General features: G+C 65.6%; 18 protein-coding genes and 1 pseudogene. 6 read left to right on the top strand and 13 right to left on the bottom strand.

The features are described 5' to 3' along the window. Window positions 1-6: 6 nt before the first annotated feature. Complete coding sequence (locus C491_RS11820) at window positions 7-642, top strand: metallophosphoesterase family protein (RefSeq protein WP_005556497.1); 636 nt, start codon at window positions 7-9, stop codon at window positions 640-642. A 1-nt stretch (window position 643) separates the two neighbouring features. On the opposite strand, the gene C491_RS11815 is transcribed toward C491_RS11820, so the two are convergent. Both C491_RS11815 and C491_RS11810 read right to left on the bottom strand, forming a co-directional pair. Further along, a complete protein-coding gene (locus C491_RS11815) occupies window positions 644-1,441 on the bottom strand; it encodes an alpha/beta fold hydrolase (RefSeq protein WP_152421315.1) in 798 nt (265 codons plus the stop codon). Window positions 1,442-1,822: 381 nt separating this feature from the next. Beyond that, the gene (locus C491_RS11810; protein WP_005556492.1) at window positions 1,823-2,116 is read right to left on the bottom strand and encodes a HalOD1 output domain-containing protein; all 294 of its coding nucleotides are present in this window, start codon (window positions 2,114-2,116) and stop codon (window positions 1,823-1,825) included. 732 nt (window positions 2,117-2,848) lie between these two features. On the opposite strand from C491_RS11810, the gene C491_RS11805 reads away from it, so the two are divergent. Next, window positions 2,849-3,148, top strand: a complete 300-nt coding sequence (locus tag C491_RS11805) for a DUF7344 domain-containing protein (protein WP_005556490.1) — start codon at window positions 2,849-2,851, stop codon at window positions 3,146-3,148. A 191-nt stretch (window positions 3,149-3,339) separates the two neighbouring features. Here C491_RS11805 and C491_RS11800 read toward each other — a convergent pair whose 3' ends face one another. From C491_RS11800 to C491_RS11785, 4 genes are all read right to left on the bottom strand, one after another. Continuing rightward, a complete protein-coding gene (locus C491_RS11800) occupies window positions 3,340-3,846 on the bottom strand; it encodes a hypothetical protein (RefSeq protein WP_005556488.1) in 507 nt (168 codons plus the stop codon). Window positions 3,847-3,960: 114 nt separating this feature from the next. Further along, the gene (locus tag C491_RS11795) at window positions 3,961-4,617 is read right to left on the bottom strand and encodes a hypothetical protein (protein WP_005556487.1); all 657 of its coding nucleotides are present in this window, start codon (window positions 4,615-4,617) and stop codon (window positions 3,961-3,963) included. 111 nt (window positions 4,618-4,728) lie between these two features. Continuing rightward, window positions 4,729-5,802 carry a Vms1/Ankzf1 family peptidyl-tRNA hydrolase gene (locus C491_RS11790; RefSeq protein ID WP_005556485.1) on the bottom strand — a complete coding sequence of 358 codons (1,074 nt, stop codon included), beginning with the start codon at window positions 5,800-5,802 and terminating at the stop codon, window positions 4,729-4,731. Window positions 5,803-5,914: 112 nt separating this feature from the next. Beyond that, complete coding sequence (locus C491_RS11785; RefSeq protein ID WP_005556483.1) at window positions 5,915-6,916, bottom strand: DMT family transporter; 1,002 nt, start codon at window positions 6,914-6,916, stop codon at window positions 5,915-5,917. 204 nt (window positions 6,917-7,120) lie between these two features. Here C491_RS11785 and C491_RS11780 point away from each other — a divergent pair, with 204 nt between their 5' ends. Beyond that, a complete protein-coding gene (locus C491_RS11780) occupies window positions 7,121-7,915 on the top strand; it encodes a helix-turn-helix transcriptional regulator (protein WP_005556480.1) in 795 nt (264 codons plus the stop codon). Window positions 7,916-8,083: 168 nt separating this feature from the next. Here the strand turns inward: C491_RS11780 and hpt are convergent, their stop codons facing one another. Together hpt and C491_RS11770 are read right to left on the bottom strand one after the other, a co-directional pair. Next, window positions 8,084-8,686, bottom strand: a complete 603-nt coding sequence (gene hpt / locus C491_RS11775; RefSeq protein WP_005556478.1) for a hypoxanthine/guanine phosphoribosyltransferase — start codon at window positions 8,684-8,686, stop codon at window positions 8,084-8,086. 51 nt (window positions 8,687-8,737) lie between these two features. Continuing rightward, complete coding sequence (locus C491_RS11770; protein ID WP_005556476.1) at window positions 8,738-9,835, bottom strand: glycerol dehydrogenase; 1,098 nt, start codon at window positions 9,833-9,835, stop codon at window positions 8,738-8,740. A 123-nt stretch (window positions 9,836-9,958) separates the two neighbouring features. Here C491_RS11770 and C491_RS11765 point away from each other — a divergent pair. Together C491_RS11765 and C491_RS24115 are read left to right on the top strand one after the other, a co-directional pair. Beyond that, window positions 9,959-11,624 (top strand): annotated as a pseudogene (locus tag C491_RS11765) (hydroxysqualene dehydroxylase). 183 nt (window positions 11,625-11,807) lie between these two features. Further along, on the top strand, window positions 11,808-12,038 hold the full coding sequence (locus C491_RS24115; protein WP_338042744.1) for an SHOCT domain-containing protein: 231 nt from the start codon (window positions 11,808-11,810) through the stop codon (window positions 12,036-12,038). 72 nt (window positions 12,039-12,110) lie between these two features. Here the strand turns inward: C491_RS24115 and C491_RS11755 are convergent, their stop codons facing one another. Both C491_RS11755 and C491_RS22460 read right to left on the bottom strand, forming a co-directional pair. Continuing rightward, on the bottom strand, window positions 12,111-12,377 hold the full coding sequence (locus tag C491_RS11755; RefSeq protein WP_005556472.1) for a hypothetical protein: 267 nt from the start codon (window positions 12,375-12,377) through the stop codon (window positions 12,111-12,113). 87 nt (window positions 12,378-12,464) lie between these two features. Continuing rightward, window positions 12,465-12,611 (bottom strand): hypothetical protein, encoded by a 147-nt coding sequence (locus C491_RS22460; RefSeq protein WP_005556470.1) that lies wholly within the window; start codon window positions 12,609-12,611, stop codon window positions 12,465-12,467. 234 nt (window positions 12,612-12,845) lie between these two features. Between C491_RS22460 and C491_RS11750 the strand changes: the two genes are divergently transcribed. Next, window positions 12,846-14,102, top strand: coding sequence for an RNA-guided endonuclease InsQ/TnpB family protein (locus tag C491_RS11750; RefSeq protein WP_005556468.1), 1,257 nt, complete (start codon window positions 12,846-12,848; stop codon window positions 14,100-14,102). Window positions 14,103-14,243: 141 nt separating this feature from the next. Here C491_RS11750 and C491_RS11745 read toward each other — a convergent pair whose 3' ends face one another. From C491_RS11745 to C491_RS11735, 3 genes are all read right to left on the bottom strand, one after another. Continuing rightward, the gene (locus C491_RS11745) at window positions 14,244-15,470 is read right to left on the bottom strand and encodes an iron-containing alcohol dehydrogenase (protein ID WP_005556466.1); all 1,227 of its coding nucleotides are present in this window, start codon (window positions 15,468-15,470) and stop codon (window positions 14,244-14,246) included. Between the two features lie 83 nt (window positions 15,471-15,553). Continuing rightward, window positions 15,554-15,835, bottom strand: a complete 282-nt coding sequence (locus C491_RS11740) for a ubiquitin-like small modifier protein 1 (protein ID WP_005556464.1) — start codon at window positions 15,833-15,835, stop codon at window positions 15,554-15,556. Then, window positions 15,835-16,886, bottom strand: a 1,052-nt coding sequence (locus tag C491_RS11735) for an aldehyde ferredoxin oxidoreductase C-terminal domain-containing protein (protein WP_005556462.1), incomplete at its 5' end; no start/stop codon positions are given. The genes C491_RS11735 and C491_RS11740, both read right to left, overlap by 1 nt.

The following is a 16,886-nucleotide window of genomic DNA, read 5'->3' as shown; positions in this document are numbered from 1 at the left end:
ACGGGCATGCTCGTGCTCGGTGACGCCCACGCCTCCGATCCGGACCGACGGGAGACGCTTCTCGACCACTACCGCAGACTCGAGCCCGACGTCGTCCTGCAGGTCGGCGACCTCGAGTGCTACGAGCTGCCGGCGCCGACGTGGTTCGTGGCGGGCAACAACGAGGAGTTCGACACGATCGAAGCGTTACGGAACGAGAAGCAGGCGGGGACCCGGAACGTCCACCTGCTGGCGAGCACGGCGGCGACCGTCGAGGGCGTCCGCGTAGCGGGGCTGTCGGGCAACTACGCGCCGACGAAGTACGACCTGCCCCGACTAGAGCTCTCCGGCGAGCGACGTCGACACTTCACCTGCGAGGACGTCGAACGGGCGGCCAAGCTCTCGGAAATCGACGTGTTGCTCGTCCACGAGGCCCCGACCGGGCTGCTGTCGTACGGCTACGATCCCGGCTGCGAGCACATCGATGGGCTGCTCGAGGCGCTCTCGCCGGAGCTCTGTCTGGTCGGCCACCACCACCGCCACCGCGAGGCCGAGATCGAGGGCGCTCGCGTCGTGAGCCTCGCGCCGGCCTGGGAGCGCCACTACGAACTCGATCCGAAGACGCTTGCCCTCGAGAGCCACGGGATCGGCTCGACCGAGTAGCTCATCCCTGCCGGGACGCGACGCGCTGGTGCACGAAGTTCCGAAGCCGTGCATTGTACGTCTCCGGTCGGTGGAGGTTACAGATGTGGCCGACCCCCGCGAGCACCTCGATCCGCGCGTCCTGGGCGGCGGCCGCGTGCTCGCGCTCGCCGCGGCGCATGATCTTGTCGTGCTCGCCGTTGACGATCAGCGTCGGCCCGGGGTACGTCGAGAGCTTCTCCCGGAAGTTCACGCCGCGGACGTCCGGGCCGGCGTCGCCGAACTCCTTGGGATAGAAGCCCGCGTCGATGATCGCCGCCTCGATATCCGGCGGCAGGTCGCGGTTGCGAACCCAACGGGTCGCCAGCCGTTCCACGGCGCGCTTGCCGACGTCGGGTCGGGTGAGCAGGCGCGCGAGGGTGCCGTTGGCCCGCGTCACCAGCCGCATCCCGCGGACGGGGTTCGCGCTGCTTCCAGTCAACACCAGCCCGTCGACCTGCTCGGGGTGGCGGGAGGCGTACTCGGTCGCCACGTAGCCGCCCAGCGAGAGCCCGACCAGCACCGCGCTACCGTCGGTTGCGGTCTGGATCACTGCCTCGAGACGGTCGATCGCCGGCTCCATCCGGAACGTTTCGTCGGCGAACGTCCCGTGCCCGGGCAGATCGAGCGCGACGACGCGGAACTCGTCGGCCAGCGCCCGGCGCTGGGGGAGCCACATCTCCTTGGTGAACATCGCGCCGTGGACGAACACGATCGCCTGTGCGTCTGCCGGGCCGTCGACGTCGACGCCCTCGAGGTCGTTGCGGTCGAATATCCCCATAGCCTCCCAGTGTACGACGACGTGGATAGTTCCCGGCCCGGCAACGACAGCCGAGAGCCACTCCTCGGCCGCCAGCATAAATTGCACAGTGCGATATCAAACGGTGTTGGCGGCGCGATCACAGTTTCGGAGGACGAGCTGGAGCCGGGCCAGTTTCGTGCTACACCGGAATAATAGAGCGCGACGGTGGTTGGATCGGACGACGTTCCTCGGACCGGAGCTGTCTTCAGAAACTGACTGGATTTCCCCGTCGTTTAGGGTGTCGCCACCCAGCGATCCAGGGCTTTCAGATCGCGGCATCTTCGTGTACGTCTACAGTTCGAAGAACTGAATGCCGTCGTCAGTAGCGTTCGGGCCCGGTCAGGATCAGGGCCTCCACGATTATCTATCGGTCTCCAGAAGCGTGATCTGGCCGTTGCTGTTGACGACGACCAGGTAGACCGATACGCCGAACTCGATCCTCGTCGGTGGTTTGTTGTCGATCACCGGTGTATCAAAAATCGCATCGAGTGCCTCGGGATCGATAGACTCGTACAACAGATCGAGTTCGGTCGGTTCGACGTCTTCGACCACTGCGAGTGCTCGGACGACCGCCTCACTCACGGGTTCGTCACTCGAATACTGCGTCTGAACGACCGGTTCGGCGTCGGCCAGCGGGTTGTTTTCATCAGTCATTTGGTTCCTCGTTTTACTCGCCCCGCCGCATGGCCGGTGGTCCCGCAGTTCACTCCAGACAGACGTTGGGTAGCGATCTATCGGTAGTGACGGAGAGGATTTACTCTTCTGCTTCCCATAATATGGATGCCATATTCCAACCCGATCGTTTGAACTTTCCGTTTCCATCGAGAGAACGGATTTGTCTGTTCTCGACCATGTTTTCCTGCGATGACAGCCCACCAACACCCAAAGGCGTACTGGAGAGGCTCCATACCCTCGGCCAACCCTGTGCGCCGGAGGTCGCCGAGGGGTTCGACTGTACGCAGCGCACCATCTACAACAGACTCGATTCGCTCGTCAGCGACAGTTTTCGAAGAAGAGTCGAAATAGTTGCACAGGTCAGCGGCGCAGCACGAACTACTTTCAGTTCAGGGTTACCCATCGTGGTGTCGAAGACGGTGGTATGACTGGTGATCGATCGCAGCGCAAGGAGGGGATGCTGAACGTCGATACTTCCTCGACAACTGGCAATTTGAATTCGATCTCGGAAATGGTCGGCACACTCAGTCGCCGCCCCGAGTGTCGAGTCCGCTTCCGGCCGCGTTGCGAGGACGAGTCGGTCGCGTTCGAGTCCCTGACAGTAGTTGCCACCGATCCGTCGTCCGAAGCGGACGGAGAAGACAGTCACGACACGGATGGCCGGCGCTCATGAGTGGTGGTGATGCGATAGTAGGTCCGGGTCTGGATACGATGCTGGATGTCCTGGCGAACAAGTACCGGCGACGAGTACTCGTTGCGCTACTCGAGCACAATCCCCAGGACGATCACAACCCACAGATCCCCGACGACGTCACCCTCGGAACGGGGGACCTCGAATCCCTGATGATCAGCATGCGTCACACGCACCTCCCCAAACTAGAGGAGGCAGGATTCATCGAGTGGGATCGAGAGACGAACGTCGTCAGGAAGGGGCCACAGTTCGAGGAAATTCGCCCGCTATTGGAACTGATGGAGGCCCACGCGGACGAACTGCCCGACGACTGGCTCTGAGTTCAAGCGTCGTCGCTATCACTGGGTCGACTTGAGAACGGACACCAAACTCGAGCGGTGGCATCGCGGATTGCCCGGTATATTCCTCCCAGTCTGGCGTAATCACGTTACACGCCAAAATCATCCGTCGAATCGTATAGGAGATCCACCCGCCTGTCGCTCGAGGAAACGAGCCGGACGTCCGATCGCACTCAGCGGTCCTCCGAGTCGCCCTCGTCGCGACGGTCATCGTTCGAACCGTTCGTTCCGTTCGTTCGATCCGGGTCCTCGTCGATCGACATCTCGACTTCGGGGCTGCGGCCCGGATCCGACGGATCGAGTTCGGCCTCCGGCTCTCGGTCCGTCAGGGCGTCGGGACCCGCTTCGGCGCCGCGATCGGTCGGCTCGGTCGCCTCGAGCGCGGCGGCCTCGTCTTCGGCCGACATGCGATCCTGATCTTCGACGTCGAACTCGAGCGATCGACCGGGCTCGAGAACGAGCCGGTCTCCCTTTCGCTCGGCCACGGCGGCTGGCTCGAGCGGGCGCGTCTCGTCGGGGCCGGTCGCCATGGCGGGCGCTGCCGACTCCGGACCGTCAGTCGCGGGCGGGGGACAGACCCGGACGACGGCGCCGTCGACCGCGGCGACGACGCCGACCGTCTCGCCGCCGGCCGTCTCGACTCGCGCACCGATATCGTCGTCCGTGAACGTGTCGCACATAGGTCGACCTCACGGCAGCCGAAAAAGAGCGTGGTGCCTGCAGAAGTCAGTCTCGAGGAAGTCGAACACGGTTGGGTCTCGGATCGGGCCCGGGACGTCACCGATAGAAGGGAGTTACTCCGTCGCGGCGGAGACGTCGTCCGCCTCGGTCTCGGTTTCGGGCGTCGGTTCGCCCGTCGGCCGAACGAACTCCCGCTCGAGGAGGACCCGCGTACTGCTGATCTCCCGGACGTCCTCGGCCTCGAGGACGAAGGCCTCGCCGACCTCCATCCGGTCGAGGCGGATCAGGATCTGGTCGAGCGCGTCGGGGCTAGGTTCGACGCGGGCCTGCTCGCCGCCGACCGACGCGACGGTGCCGATCACCTTGCCGTCGGCCCGCTCGACGAGCTTGCCGAGGTCCTCGCTCGTGAACGTTCCCTCCTCGACGTCGTCTGCGTCGCCGACGGCGGCACCTGCGCCGCCAGCAGCGGCTGCCTCGGACGAGGAGACGGCTGTCTCGGCTTCCGGCGAGGCGGCGGCAGCCTCGTCTTCCGAGGAGGCGTCGGCCGTCTCGTCCTCCGGGAGGACGTCGGCCGTCTCGACGGCGACGTCGGTTCCGAGCTGTTCGCTCCACTTCGAGGAGACGATCGGCGCGACGGCGAGAAACACCATCATGACCATGAACAGCGCCAGCATGGCGGTCGCGACGACCGTGACGCCGTACGTGGCGTCGAACGCGACGATGTTCGAGGCGATACTCGCTGCGGTGCCACCGGTAGTGACGGGACTCATTGACGTTGGTCCTCACATCGCGATCCGCTCCTATGAGGATTTCTCTTCTCCGTCGTCCCGAGAGATCCGACCACGTCGCTCGAGAAGGGGTCTCGAGCGTTCTCGGGCCGGTTACTCGATCGGGAACCGAAGAATCGCCCCGATCCCGTCGAAGGCGTCGGCGAACCGATCGCCGTTCGGGAAGTCGTCGGGCACGACCAGCGCCTCGCCGCCTTGCTCCTCGGCTCGCTCGCCTAACTTCTGGATCGCCGCTCCCTCGAGAGTCGTCGAGAGCAATAGCGTGTCGACGGCCTCGTACTCGAGGGCGTCGTCGACGTCCGCGTTGCCGTACGCGACCTGGCCGGAGCCGACGTCGTCGAAAAAGCGATCGAGCGCCTCGCTGACTTCCTCGCGGTCGCGCTCGTCGATCGCCTCCTGGCCCCTCTCGGCGAGCTGTTCGAGACCCTGCGTGGTGGCGTACTCGACGGTGAACTCGCCGGCGATCAGCTCCTCGAGGCGGTCGTCGAGCTCGGCCTCCTCGCGAAAGCGTTCGATCGTTCCCGTGGTGCCGCCCAGCAACAGGCCGTCGATTTCGTCGTCCTCGACGAAGGTGACGGTCGCCCGCTCGGCGACGTCGCCGAAGAACTTGCGTTCCTGGCCTTCGCGATCGCGCTCGAAGCGCTCGGCCGACTGTCCGCCGGCGCCCGACTTGTCGGGGACGTCGCTGTCGAAGACGTCGATCTCCTCGACGCCCTCGTCGTCGAGTCGGCCCAGCGCCGCCCCGCCGCGCTCGACGACGAGCAGCCCGTACGTCGCCGAGGGTTCGGTGACGGACTCGAGCGGCGAGAGGTCGAACTCGGTGGCGTGTGCATAGATCGACTCCTCGATCTCGACGGGGGGGTCGTCGAACGTCGCCGTCAACAGGTTGCCGTCGGGGGCGCCGGCGTAGACGAGTAGGCCGTTGTCGGGAATCTCGTCGTACTCGTCCAGCCGATCGCGAACCGCCTCGAGGGCGTCGACGGGCGGCTTCGGGGACGACTGCTCGTCGAGCTGGGTCGCCTCGGCGTAGTCGGTCTCGACGGGCTGGCGGGCCTCGCCGATGGAGTCGCCGGGCGGAACCGCGAGCGAGACCAGGACATCCTGCTCGGCGGAGACGTTCGAGAGGCGGTCGAGTCGTTCGTGGAGGTCGTAGTTCGAGAGTGACATAGGCTCGACGATCGGCTCGAGACGAAGGGGAACGCAGTCCCGAACCGGAACTACCCGCCTCTACGAGGAGCGAGTGATTAGGAAACCGGCCAGCGTTCTCAAGCACGCCGGCTCAGTCGGAGCGGGAGAGCCAGGAGTCGTTCGGCACCGACGTCCGATCGGACGAGTCGGCGGCGTTCGACCGCGACCGCTCGAGCGGGAGCCGAGCGAACAGCCGCGAGCGAACGTCGACCGACTCGCTGCCCAGCACCGCAAAGCCCGCGAAGATCGTCAGGAATCCGACGACCGCGAGCGGGGCGATCTGTTCGCCCAGAATCGCCCACCCGCCCAGCGTCGAGACGACGGGGACGACGTAGAACACCAGGTTCGCCTCGATCGCGCCCGTCTCGTCGAGCAGCGCGAAGTACGCGAGGTAGGCGAGAACGCCGGCGAAGACGCTGACGTACGCCAGCGCGGCGATCGCACCGGTGCTCCAGGTGATCGACGCCGCCGACTCGCCGGCGGCAAGTGACAGCGCGTGGGAGAGCGCCGCGGCGAGGGGTAGTCCCCAGGCGATCCGGACCGAACTCGAGAGGGTCGCGTCGACCCGTCGGATGAGCACGGCGCCGAGGGCGGCGCTGGCCGCCCCGGCGAACAGGATCGCGCGCCCGAGCGCGTCGCCGCCGACCAGCATCGCGGGATCGGGGCTGACGACGAGCGCGACGCCGACGAGGCCGAGCCCCATCCCGATCGCACCGCGACCGGAGAGGCGCTCGCTCGAGAGGAGCACGGCCGCGAACACGGGCGTCAGGATCGGGTTGAGGCTGAAGACGATCGCGCCGACGGCGCTGGTGGCATACTGCTGGCCGACGAACAGTAGCGAGTTCGCCAGCCCGATGACCAGCCCACCGGTCGCGAGGATCCCGATGACGTCGCCTGCGGTCGTCGGGGTAAGGTCCTCCCGCGAGAACCGGACGACTGCGTACGCGACCATGATGAGGGCCGCGATGTCGAAGCGCAGCGCCACGAACAGCAGCGGCGGGAAGTACTCGAGACCGGCCTTCGCGGCGACGAACGTACCCCCGAAGAAGAGGCTCGCGAGCGCGAACAGGACGATCGTTCGCTTGGCGATCACCGACTGGACACCTCCGCGGTATCGAGCGCAGAGAGTGTAGGTTCGAGAGCTTCCATCTTGCTCTCGAGTACGAACGCAGCACGTATAGGCTCGTTCGTAAAATATTTCATATCGGGAAAGGCAGAGATCCCGCGCGGAGGTTTCACAGTATGAAACTCTTTCACAGTGCGAAACCGACTTACACTCGGAGGACGCAGCGACCGTATGGAATCGACGCTCGAGGAGATCGAGTTTCTCGCGCTGTCGGCGAACCGCGTCGAAGTCCTCGGACTGCTCGCCGACGGACGGAGGACTCGAGGCGAACTGGGCGAGGCGACGGGTGCCTCGCAGGCGACGCTCGGACGCATTCTGGGCGACTTCGAGGACCGATCGTGGATTCGACGCGACGGCGACGCCTACGTGGCGACGGCGACGGGGCGACTCGTCGCCGAGGGGTTTACCGACCTCCGGGAGATTCTCGAGGCCGAGATGAAACTTCGGGGGGTAATCGACTACCTTCCGACCCACGCGATGGACGTGGACCTGCAACGGCTGGCGGACGCGACGATCACCCGGCCCTCACAGATGCGGCCGAACGCGCCGCTGTCGCGCCTGCTCGAGCTACTGCGCGAGGGCGAGGAGGTCCGAACGTTCTCCCACGCGTTCAACGAGCAGACGCTGACGGTCGTTCAGGAGCGAACGGCCGCGGGCAACCAGCGGTTCAGGGGCGTCTTCTCCCGACGCGCGATCGAGGCGCTCGCCGAGGAGTCGGCGCTTCGGAACCGACTGCGGTCGCTCGTCGAGTCCGACCGGGCGGAACTCAGAGTTCGAGATGAGGGGGTCCCGATCGCGGCGATGATCGTCGACGACGTCGTCTACCTGCTCCTTCGCGACGAGAACGGCGTCCTCCGGGCGTCGATCGACTCCGACGATCCGGCCGTCCGGGCGTGGGCCGAGGACACCTACGACCACTACTGGCGGACGGCGGAGCCACTCGAGGTCGAGGCACTGTCTTCCTGAGGGACTAGATCGCCAGCAGCACCGCCTTCGGCAACGGCGGCTTGTCGTCGAGTTCGTCCTCGAGGTCCGTCTCCTCGTTCCGGTGTCGACAGCTATGGCTGCCGGGTTGCGAACCGTCACAGAAGCGATTTCGAAATCGCGACCGTCTCCTGCCAGCTACTGCCCCATCTATCCACTATCCTGTGCAGAGTCGGAGATCGTGTCGGCATCGACGGAGTCCGGCACGTCGTGGACGATCACCTCGCCGTCCTCGACGGTGATGTCGAGGAGGCTCGTCGCCTCGTAGGGGGTGTCGTCGAGCGCGGAGTCGCCGACCTTCCGCATGACGACGACGACGTCGACGATCTCGGCGCCGAGATCGTCGAGGGATTCACAGATCGCGGCCAGGGTGCCGCCAGTCGAGAGCATGTCGTCGAGAACCACCACGCGATCGCCCTCGTCGACGTCGTTGATGTACATCTCCGACTCCGAGTACCCCGTCTCCTGGTGAAGCGACACCTCCCCCTCGAGCCCGTAGGGGCGCTTGCGGATCACCACGAGCGGGATGTCGGTCTGGAGGGACACCGCGGTCGCGAGGTGGATTCCCATCGCCTCGGGGGCGACGATCTTGTCGACCTCGAGGTCGGCGGTCCGCATGACCTCGACGACGACCTCCCGCAGCAGGGCGGGTTCGAGCTGGGGGACGCCGTTGCTGATCGGGTGCACGAGATACTCGTAGCCGTCCTTGTCGATGATCGGTGCGTCGTCGAGCGAGGCGAGCAGGCGCTCCATGGCGTGGGTTCGGCCAATCCGAGTAAAAGCCGTTCGTTCTCAGCGGATGGCTCAGTCACCCGCGCGCCGTCGTGCGCCCAGGTCGTCGGCCGCCAGCAGCGCGTCCCGAACCTCCGCTGCGCTCGCGTCGAAGGCGTTGTGGATCGTCTCCCCCTCGGCGACCGCCGCCTGCGCGACCCGCTCGAGGTCGTCCTCGGTGGGATCGTCGACCCCGAGCTCGCCGAGCGTGACGGGGAGCCCGAGTTCGATCGAAAAGTCGACCACGTCGTCGACGAACGCGTCGTCCCGCCCCTCGAGGACGAGCTGGGTGACGATCCCGAAATTGACCTTCTCGCCGTGGGTCGCATGGTGGGTGGCCTCGAGCTGGGTGAGTCCGTTGTGGACCGAGTGGGCGGCCGCGATCCCGCCGTTTTCGAACCCCAGGCCGCTCAGAAGGGTGTTCGCCTCGGTCACCGCCTCGACGCTCTCGGTGACGATCCCCCGCTCGATAGCTTGCACCGCCGAGCGACCGTGTTCTCGCAGCAGATCGTAACAGAGCCGCGAGAGCGAGTGGGCGGCGTGGGTCGGTTCCTCGTCGAAGAAGTTCTCGCCGTCGGCCCGGCGAACGGCGTCGGCCTCGAACCAGGTCGCCATCGCGTCCGCGATTCCCGATCTGAAGAAGCGAACGGGCGCGCCCGCGACCACCGCCGTGTCGACCAGCACCAGATCGGGGTGGTCCACGTAGAACCAGTAGCGCTCGAACTCGCCCTCGTCCGAGTAGATCACCGAGAGCGCCGACGTCGGCGCGTCCGTCGAGGCGATCGTCGGCACCGAGACCATCGCGCCGCCCGTGTTCTCCCGGACGGCCTTCGCCGTGTCGAGGGCCTTCCCGCCGCCGGCGCCGACGATCGCGTCAGCGTCGGCCTCGCGAGCGATCTCGGTGAGGCGGTCGATCTCGGCCTCCGAGGACTCGCCCCCGAACTCCTCGAGAATCGGTTCGACGTCGGCGTCCTCGAGGCTCGCCTCGGCCCGATCGCCGACGATCTCGAGGACGTCGGCGTCGGCGAGCACCAGCGCCGACTCCCCGCTGGGCGCGAGGCGGTCGCCGAGCTGGTCGAGGGCGTCGCGGCCCTGTACGTACGCTGCCGGTGATTTGAACGACCGAATCATGCGAGGATCTCGCACCACGGAGGGACAAATAGGCGTTTCCTCGGGAGCTGATACGTTCGATCGACTCCCGGAACACCACTGTTAGGCCCACCCGTTAGGTACGTCGTCGACCTAGCCGCTGTAATGACCGAGGTTTCCGTAGTCGGCGGCGGGATCGGCGGGCTCACCGCGGCACAGGAACTCGCCGAGCGCGGGTTCGACGTTACCGTCTACGAGGCCAACGACCGGTTCGGCGGGAAGGCCCGTTCGATGCCGATCGACGGCGACCCCGGCGGACTGCACGGCGAGCACGGGTTTCGCTTCTTTCCGGCGTTTTACCGCCACGTCGTCGACACGATGGAGCGGATTCCGGACGGGACGGCTACCGTCGCCGACAACCTCGTCGAGACCGAGGCGACGCTGATCGCCAGCACCCACCGTCCGGACCAGGTCGCCGAAACTGGAAGTCCGGAGTCGCTCCGCGAGTGGCTCGAGGCGCTCCGGCCGGCGTTCGCCGAGGACCTGCCGCCCGAGGACGTTCGGTTCCTGCTCGAGCGGCTGGNAGCGGCTGGCGTACCTGCTGACCGCCTGCGAGGAGCGCCGCGAGGAGGAGCTCGACGACGTCTCCTGGTGGGAGTTCATCGACGCCGAGAACCGCTCGCAGGAGTTTCAGGATCGGCTCGCCTTCGCCACCCAGTCGCTGGTCGCGCTCCGGCCGGAGGTCGGTAGCGCCCGGACGATCGGAACGATCTACATGCAGCTGCTGTTCGGGCAGCTCGATCCGAGCAGGCCGACCGAACGGATCCTGAACGGGCCGACCAACGAGGCCTGGATCGATCCCTGGGTCGCGTACCTCGAGGAGCTCGGCGTCGAGTTCCGCCCGGCGACGCCGGTCCGCCGGTTCGAGGTCGACGGGGGGCAGGTCGCGGGCCTCGAGCTGGCCGACGGAAACCAAGTCCGAAGTGACGAGTACGTCCTCGCGGTTCCCGTCGAGGTCGCCCCGGAGTTCGTCACGCCGGAGCTGGCTCGAGTCGCGCCCGAGCTCCGACGGATCGACCGCCTCGAGACGGCCTGGATGAACGGGATCCAGTTCTACCTTCGCGAGGACGTCGAGCTGACCCGCGGCCACCAGGTGTACGCCGACGCCCCCTGGGCGCTGACGTCGATCTCCCAGCGGCAGTTCTGGACGGGGTGCGACCTCGACGAGCGCGGCCCCGAGGAGGTCGCAGGCGTCCTCTCGGTGATCGCCTCCGACTGGGACACACCCGGAATCGTCTACGACAAGCCCGCGCGACGGTGTTCCCGCGAGGAGATCGCGACGGAGATCTGGGAGCAGCTCAAGCGACACCTCGACGGCCCCGAGACGCGGCTCACGGACGGTCTGCTGGTCGACTGGTTCCTCGATCCCGCACTCGTCGAGGTGGGCGGTGCGTCGGAGACCCGTGACGAGACCGTCGAGGGCGTCGAGAACCGCTCGCCGCTGCTGATCAACACGGTCGGCGCGTTGCGAAACCGGCCGCCCGCGGACGTCGGCGTTCCGAACCTGACGATCGCGAGCGACTACGTCCGGACCAACAGCGACCTCGCGTCGATGGAGTCGGCCAACGAGGCCGGGCGCCGGGCCGCGAACGCGATCTGCCGGCGCCACGGCGTTCGCGAAACCGCACGGATCTGGGAGCTCGAGGAACCCGCGGTGCTCGAGCCGTTCAAGCACCATGACCGAATCCGGTATCGCCTCGGGCTTCCCCACCCCGGAGCGGTGACCCAGTCGCTTCGACGGGTGACGAGTCGGCTGGGCGGTCGAGCCTGACTGGCCGCGAAAGCACCCGTTCGATACGTTGGTGATCGCCGTCGAACGTCCCCGTACGGCTGCCGACGAAACGGTCGTTCGAACCCTGCTGCTCGCTCTCGCCGTCCTGTTCTTGCTGTCGGTTTTGCTGATGCTGCTGGCCGTTCCGATGACGGGACTGAGGGGCGGCGGCCACGTGTGGACATGGAACGGAGCCGCAGGGATCGGGTGGCTCGCAGTCCTGTTGTGGCTGTTCCCGCTGGCGGTGATCCTCGGCGTCGGCTACCGCTGTATGGGGTTCTCGTCGACTCCTCGAGCCGTCGTTCGGATCCCGCACTCGAGGCGCTGCGAGTTGCGTACGCTCGCGGGGAGCTCTCCGACGAGGAGTTCGAAAAGCGCCGGGATCGGCTCCGAGGCGAGGACGAACGGCCCTGAGCCGTATCGCTGGGTACTGTTGGAGCCCCACACCTTGCGGACGGGGGCGAACGCGGGTCGCGACGTCGACGGTCAGTCGGAGCGACTAGTCACGCGCAGCTCGCCGTCGACCTCGTAGAGGTAGCCCCGCTCGAGCAGTCGCGTGATCGCGTGCTCGGCGTCGACCCGCTCGAGCGCGAGCTCCTCGACGCCAGTGAGAATTGTCACTGCCCGCTCGCGATCGATCGCCGGAACCCCGTCGTGGCCGGTGCTCGAGTCGACGATCCGGGTCGACAGCACCTCGTAGGCGTCCGTGATCCACGACGGAAGCGGCGGGCGCGGGTTGTCAGTGAGAGACACAGTCAACTCTCCGTTACCTATACTTATCAACGTCGTACTACTTAATTGTACCCGCCGAATTCGCGTCGTGCGTACGCCAGCGTCCGGTCAGGGCTGTTTCGAACCGATATCAGTATCTTCGTGCTCGTTCTCGCCGTGTTCCGCCAGTTTCTGCTGGGAGTCGAAGGTCTCCTCGCAGACTGGACAGGGGAACGCGCTCGATTCTTCGACGTTCTCGTCGTCTCGCGGGTCCATTACCATACACGTCAGTCCCAACATCCGCCACAATAATTGTGAACGTTGCACACGATGGGTGTTCGGTCGTCGGTTCGGTTATGGGATGAACAGGCGCAAAACCTCGCGTTTTAGCGCGGGGATATGCGCCGTCACGGGAAGACGCTACCCTCCGATAACGGTCCGGTTGGATATTCCACGTTAAACACAGATTTCAGTATACTCTATTCCATAACTGGTTATGAATACAGTCCGATGCTGGAGACGACCCGCACCTACGTCGCACGCATCACGAACCACAGTCAGGTTCGTGACGACCTCGACCAGTGCGGGTTCTCCGCATCCAAACTGTGGAACGTCGGACGCTACTACATCCAAGGTCGGTGGGACGAAGACGGTGAGATACCCAACGAATCAGAACTGAAATCGGAGTTGAAAGACCACGAACGCTACAGTGACCTGCATTCTCAGTCAAGTCAGCGAGTTCTCGAAGAGCTTGCTGAGGCGTTCAACGGCTGGTACAACTCCGACGACGGCAACAACCCACCGGGCTACCGAAAACGTGGCGACCGACACCCGCGCTCCACCGTCACATGGAAGAGACGAGCCATCAAGCACGACGACAAACACGGCCAACTCCGCCTCTCGAAAGGGTTCAACCTGAAAGAGAGTCGGTCTGACTTCATCCTCGCGGAGTACGAAACCCGGCCTGACGTAGAAGTCGAGAACATCCAGCAAGTGCGTGCCGTCTGGAACGGCGACCGCTGGGAACTGCACCTCGTCTGCAAGAAGGAAATTCCCGCTGAGGACGCACCCGGCGACAAAACGGCGGGTATCGACCTCGGTATCAGCAACTACCTCGCCATCGACTACGAAGACGGCCCTTCGGAGTTGTATCCGGGGAACACGCTGAAAGAGGACAAGCACTACTTCACCCGCGACGAGTACCAAACTGAAGGCGAAAACGGCCCGTCGAAGCGTGCATTGAAGGCTCGGCGAAAACTCTCCCGACGCAAAGACCATTTCCTCCACACCCTCAGCAAGCACATCGTTGAGCGGTGTGTCGAAGAAGGTGTGGGGAAGATTGCGGTTGGCGACCTCAGCGACATCCGTGAGGATGAGAACGGTGACTCGCGGAACTGGGGTCAGTCTGGGAACAAGAAGCTCCACGGCTGGGAGTTCGACCGATTCGCCCGTCTCCTCGAATACAAAGCCGAGGAACATGGTATCCTCGTTGACCGAGTGGACGAAGAGAACACCTCGAAGACGTGTTCGTGTTGCGGGCAGATTCGAGATGCGAACCGCGTGGAGCGCGGATTGTACGTCTGTTCATCGTGCGGGACACCGATGAACGCGGACGTGAACGGTGCGGTGAATATCCGACGAAAGATAACTCAGAGTCCCCCAACGGGGGATATGAGTAACGGTTGGTTGGCACAGCCCGGAGTCTTCCTGTTCGACCGCGAGAGCGGGTCGTTTCAGACGAGAGAACAGCGAGTCTGCAAACCGTAATATCCCAACGCTTGGGAATCCTCGCCCTTCAGGGCGGGAAGGATGTCAAGGAGTGGGCTCCCACGCCGAATCGAGTGCCAACAACTCGTCGACGCGTCGAGACCGCGTTGCGGGCAGTTCCCCGAGCAGTTACCGAGCGGCTCAGGACCGGCGCCGGCTGTCGGGCGCGAGCGCGTCGTCGTACACCCGTTCGAAGAGCGCCTCGAGTTCGTCCCGAGTCGGCTTTCGGGGATTGTTGTCCGGCGAGCCCGAGTCGAAGGCGTCCTGGGTCATCCTCGGGACGACCTCGAGGTAGGCCTCGCGGTCTGGAACCTCGCCGAACTCGTCGAGGTAGCCGGTGAGCGAGATATCCTCACAGAGCTGTTCGACGCCGTCGCTGGCCCGTCGGGCGGCCACGCGATCGGCGTCGGTCTCGTCGGCGACCCCGAGCATCCGGGCGACCTCGGCGTACTTTCCGGGTGCGGCCAGCTGATTGAACTCGACGACGTAGGGGAGGATGAGTCCGTTCGCCAGCCCGTGTGGGATATGTAGCTGTGCGCCGAGGGGACGGGCCATCCCGTGGATGAGCGCGACCGAGGAGTTGCCGAAGGCCTTGCCGGCGTGGAACTGGCCGATCATCATCTCCGAGCGGGCCTCGATATCGTCGCCGTTGGCCCAGGCGGCCGGCAGCGAGTCGACGATGCGCTCCATCGCGCTACGGGCGTACTCGTCCGTAATGGGGTAGCTCTCGACCGAGGTGAACGCCTCGATGGCGTGGGCGAAGGCGTCGATTCCGGTGAACGCGGTGTGGCTCTTCGGGAGCGACCGGGTCAGCTCGGGGTCCTCGATGGCGACGTCGGGAACGATGTTCTCGGAGACGATGATGAACTTCGTAGCGGTGGACTCGTCGGTCAGCACGGCCGTGCGGGTCGTCTCGCTGCCGGTTCCCGCCGTCGTGTTGACCGCGAGAATCGGGGGCGCCGGGTTCGGGACCCCCTCGTAGCCCGCCTTGTCGACGCCGAACTCCCGGAGGTCGCCGTCGTTGGCCGCGAGGATGCCGACCGATTTGCCGACGTCGATCGAGGAGCCACCTCCGAGCGTGACGATGACGTCGCAGTCTCGGTCCTCCCAGACCTCGAAGGCGTTCTCTACGTTCTCGACCGTCGGATCGGGTCTGACGCCGGTGTACAGCGCCGTCTCGACGCCGCTCGCCTCGAGGTTCTCGACGATTCGCTCGCCGTGGATGTCGTAGATCATCTCGGAGGCGACCACGAGCGCCGTCTCCCCGTACCGATCGGCGTACTCGCCGATTCGCTCGCTGGCGTCGGTGCCGAACAGCGTCTTTCCCGGCGAGACCACGGTACGCGTTCCGCGCGTGAGCTCGGACATGTGTTGTGCCAACGCAAAGCGTGTTCAAGAAGGTTCACCATTATAGATGACGACGGCGGTCGCTCACCGAAGCTCGGCACCGTTCACCCACCGGTCACGGGCGGCGTGATCGAGAGCGTGTCGCCGTCGGCCAGCTCGGTCGCGCCGCGTTCGAGGTGGGTCACGTTGGTCCCGTTTCGCAACACCGTGACGCTCCGAGCGATCGTCCCGTCGTCGGCGAGCAGCGTCCCCTCGAGGTCGGGATAGTCGTTCTCGAGCGTGGCGAGGACGTCCCGAACGGTCGTTCCCGAGTCGAACTCACGAGTCGTCGTCCGCTCGCCGACGGCCTCGCGAATCATCGCGAAATACCGGAGCTCGAGCTCCATCAGTCGGCGACGCGCTCGGCGACGTCGGACAGATCGAGGCGCTCGACGGTGTCGGTCGTCGGGTGCCCGTTGTCGTTCCAGCCGCGGAACTCGTAGTACTCGTCGAGCATCCCCTCGAGTTCCTCGGGCGGACAGTACATCCCTTCCGAGGGGCCGTCGGGGATCGGCTCGTGCATCGTCCGGTGGGGGAGCGTGTCCGTCCCGCGGTCGGCGACCCCGCGGGCGACGTTAATCAGGCGTTCGAGATTGTAGATGCGCTCGCCGATCGCCTCGACGTCCTCCGTCGAGAGGTCCCAGCCGGTCGCGAGGGTTATCGCCTCCGCGTAGCGCTCGTTAATTTGAGCGCCCCAGCCCGCTTCGCTGACGAACCGACACTGGGTCAGCGAGTCGCCCAGCGCGGTGAAGTGCTGGGTTCGGGCGGCGAACTCGGGGGTTCCCTCGGTCGTCTCATCGTGGTTGCCGTCGTACTGGAGGGTTGGTCGGGTGTCGTGGTGGGAGCCCCCGCGCGTCGCCGTCGCGTAGCCGATGCTCATCCCCTTCAGGCCGCGCGCGGAGTGGGCCGCGAACTCGAGACCCTTGGCGCCGTAGAGGTAGCGGTCGGCCTCGTCGTCGAGGGACTCGGCCAGCCGGAACGAGCCCTCGGCGAGGTCGTCTCCGAAGTCCTCGCGCTCGGCCGTCTGTCGGGCGAGTTCGACCAGCCCGTCGGCGTCCCCGAACTCGAGGTGGGGCGAGTCGTCGTCGTCGAGCAGGCCCTTCTCGTAACACTCCCGGGCGAACGCGACCGTGACGCCCCACGAGATCGTGTCCATGCCGAGGCGGTCACAGAGGTCGTTGGCCTTGATGACGCGCTCGGGGTCGTAGACCTCCTGGAGCGTCGCCGTCCCGAACAGCGACTCGAACTCCGGGATCTTCCCCTCGGTGATCCCCTCGGATTCGACCGAGACGTGCTTGCCGCACTTGACCGCGCAGTTCGCGCAGGTGGTGTCCTCGGTGACGTACTCCTCGTACAGGGTCTCGCCGCTTACCGCCCTGTCTCTTATACACATCTCTG

The sequence above is a fragment of the Natronococcus amylolyticus DSM 10524 genome, from assembly GCF_000337675.1.
GTDB classification, from domain to species: Archaea; Halobacteriota; Halobacteria; order Halobacteriales; family Natrialbaceae; genus Natronococcus; species Natronococcus amylolyticus.
Note: the sequence above shows the minus strand (reverse complement) of the source record. Positions and strands in the feature narration are given on the sequence as shown.

What these genes read in the sequence shown, in the direction of transcription:
- C491_RS11820 (WP_005556497.1), top strand. Translation starts at nt 7, where the DNA reads ATGCTCGTGCTCGGTGACGCCCACGCCTCCGATCCGGACCGACGGGAG.
- C491_RS11815 (WP_152421315.1), bottom strand. Translation starts at nt 1,441, where the DNA reads ATGGGGATATTCGACCGCAACGACCTCGAGGGCGTCGACGTCGACGGC.
- C491_RS11810 (WP_005556492.1), bottom strand. Translation starts at nt 2,116, where the DNA reads ATGACTGATGAAAACAACCCGCTGGCCGACGCCGAACCGGTCGTTCAG.
- C491_RS11805 (WP_005556490.1), top strand. Translation starts at nt 2,849, where the DNA reads ATGCTGGATGTCCTGGCGAACAAGTACCGGCGACGAGTACTCGTTGCG.
- C491_RS11800 (WP_005556488.1), bottom strand. Translation starts at nt 3,846, where the DNA reads ATGTGCGACACGTTCACGGACGACGATATCGGTGCGCGAGTCGAGACG.
- C491_RS11795 (WP_005556487.1), bottom strand. Translation starts at nt 4,617, where the DNA reads ATGAGTCCCGTCACTACCGGTGGCACCGCAGCGAGTATCGCCTCGAAC.
- C491_RS11790 (WP_005556485.1), bottom strand. Translation starts at nt 5,802, where the DNA reads ATGTCACTCTCGAACTACGACCTCCACGAACGACTCGACCGCCTCTCG.
- C491_RS11780 (WP_005556480.1), top strand. Translation starts at nt 7,121, where the DNA reads ATGGAATCGACGCTCGAGGAGATCGAGTTTCTCGCGCTGTCGGCGAAC.
- hpt (WP_005556478.1), bottom strand. Translation starts at nt 8,686, where the DNA reads ATGGAGCGCCTGCTCGCCTCGCTCGACGACGCACCGATCATCGACAAG.
- C491_RS11770 (WP_005556476.1), bottom strand. Translation starts at nt 9,835, where the DNA reads ATGATTCGGTCGTTCAAATCACCGGCAGCGTACGTACAGGGCCGCGAC.
- C491_RS24115 (WP_338042744.1), top strand. Translation starts at nt 11,808, where the DNA reads ATGGAACGGAGCCGCAGGGATCGGGTGGCTCGCAGTCCTGTTGTGGCT.
- C491_RS22460 (WP_005556470.1), bottom strand. Translation starts at nt 12,611, where the DNA reads ATGGACCCGCGAGACGACGAGAACGTCGAAGAATCGAGCGCGTTCCCC.
- C491_RS11750 (WP_005556468.1), top strand. Translation starts at nt 12,846, where the DNA reads ATGCTGGAGACGACCCGCACCTACGTCGCACGCATCACGAACCACAGT.
- C491_RS11745 (WP_005556466.1), bottom strand. Translation starts at nt 15,470, where the DNA reads ATGTCCGAGCTCACGCGCGGAACGCGTACCGTGGTCTCGCCGGGAAAG.
- C491_RS11740 (WP_005556464.1), bottom strand. Translation starts at nt 15,835, where the DNA reads ATGGAGCTCGAGCTCCGGTATTTCGCGATGATTCGCGAGGCCGTCGGC.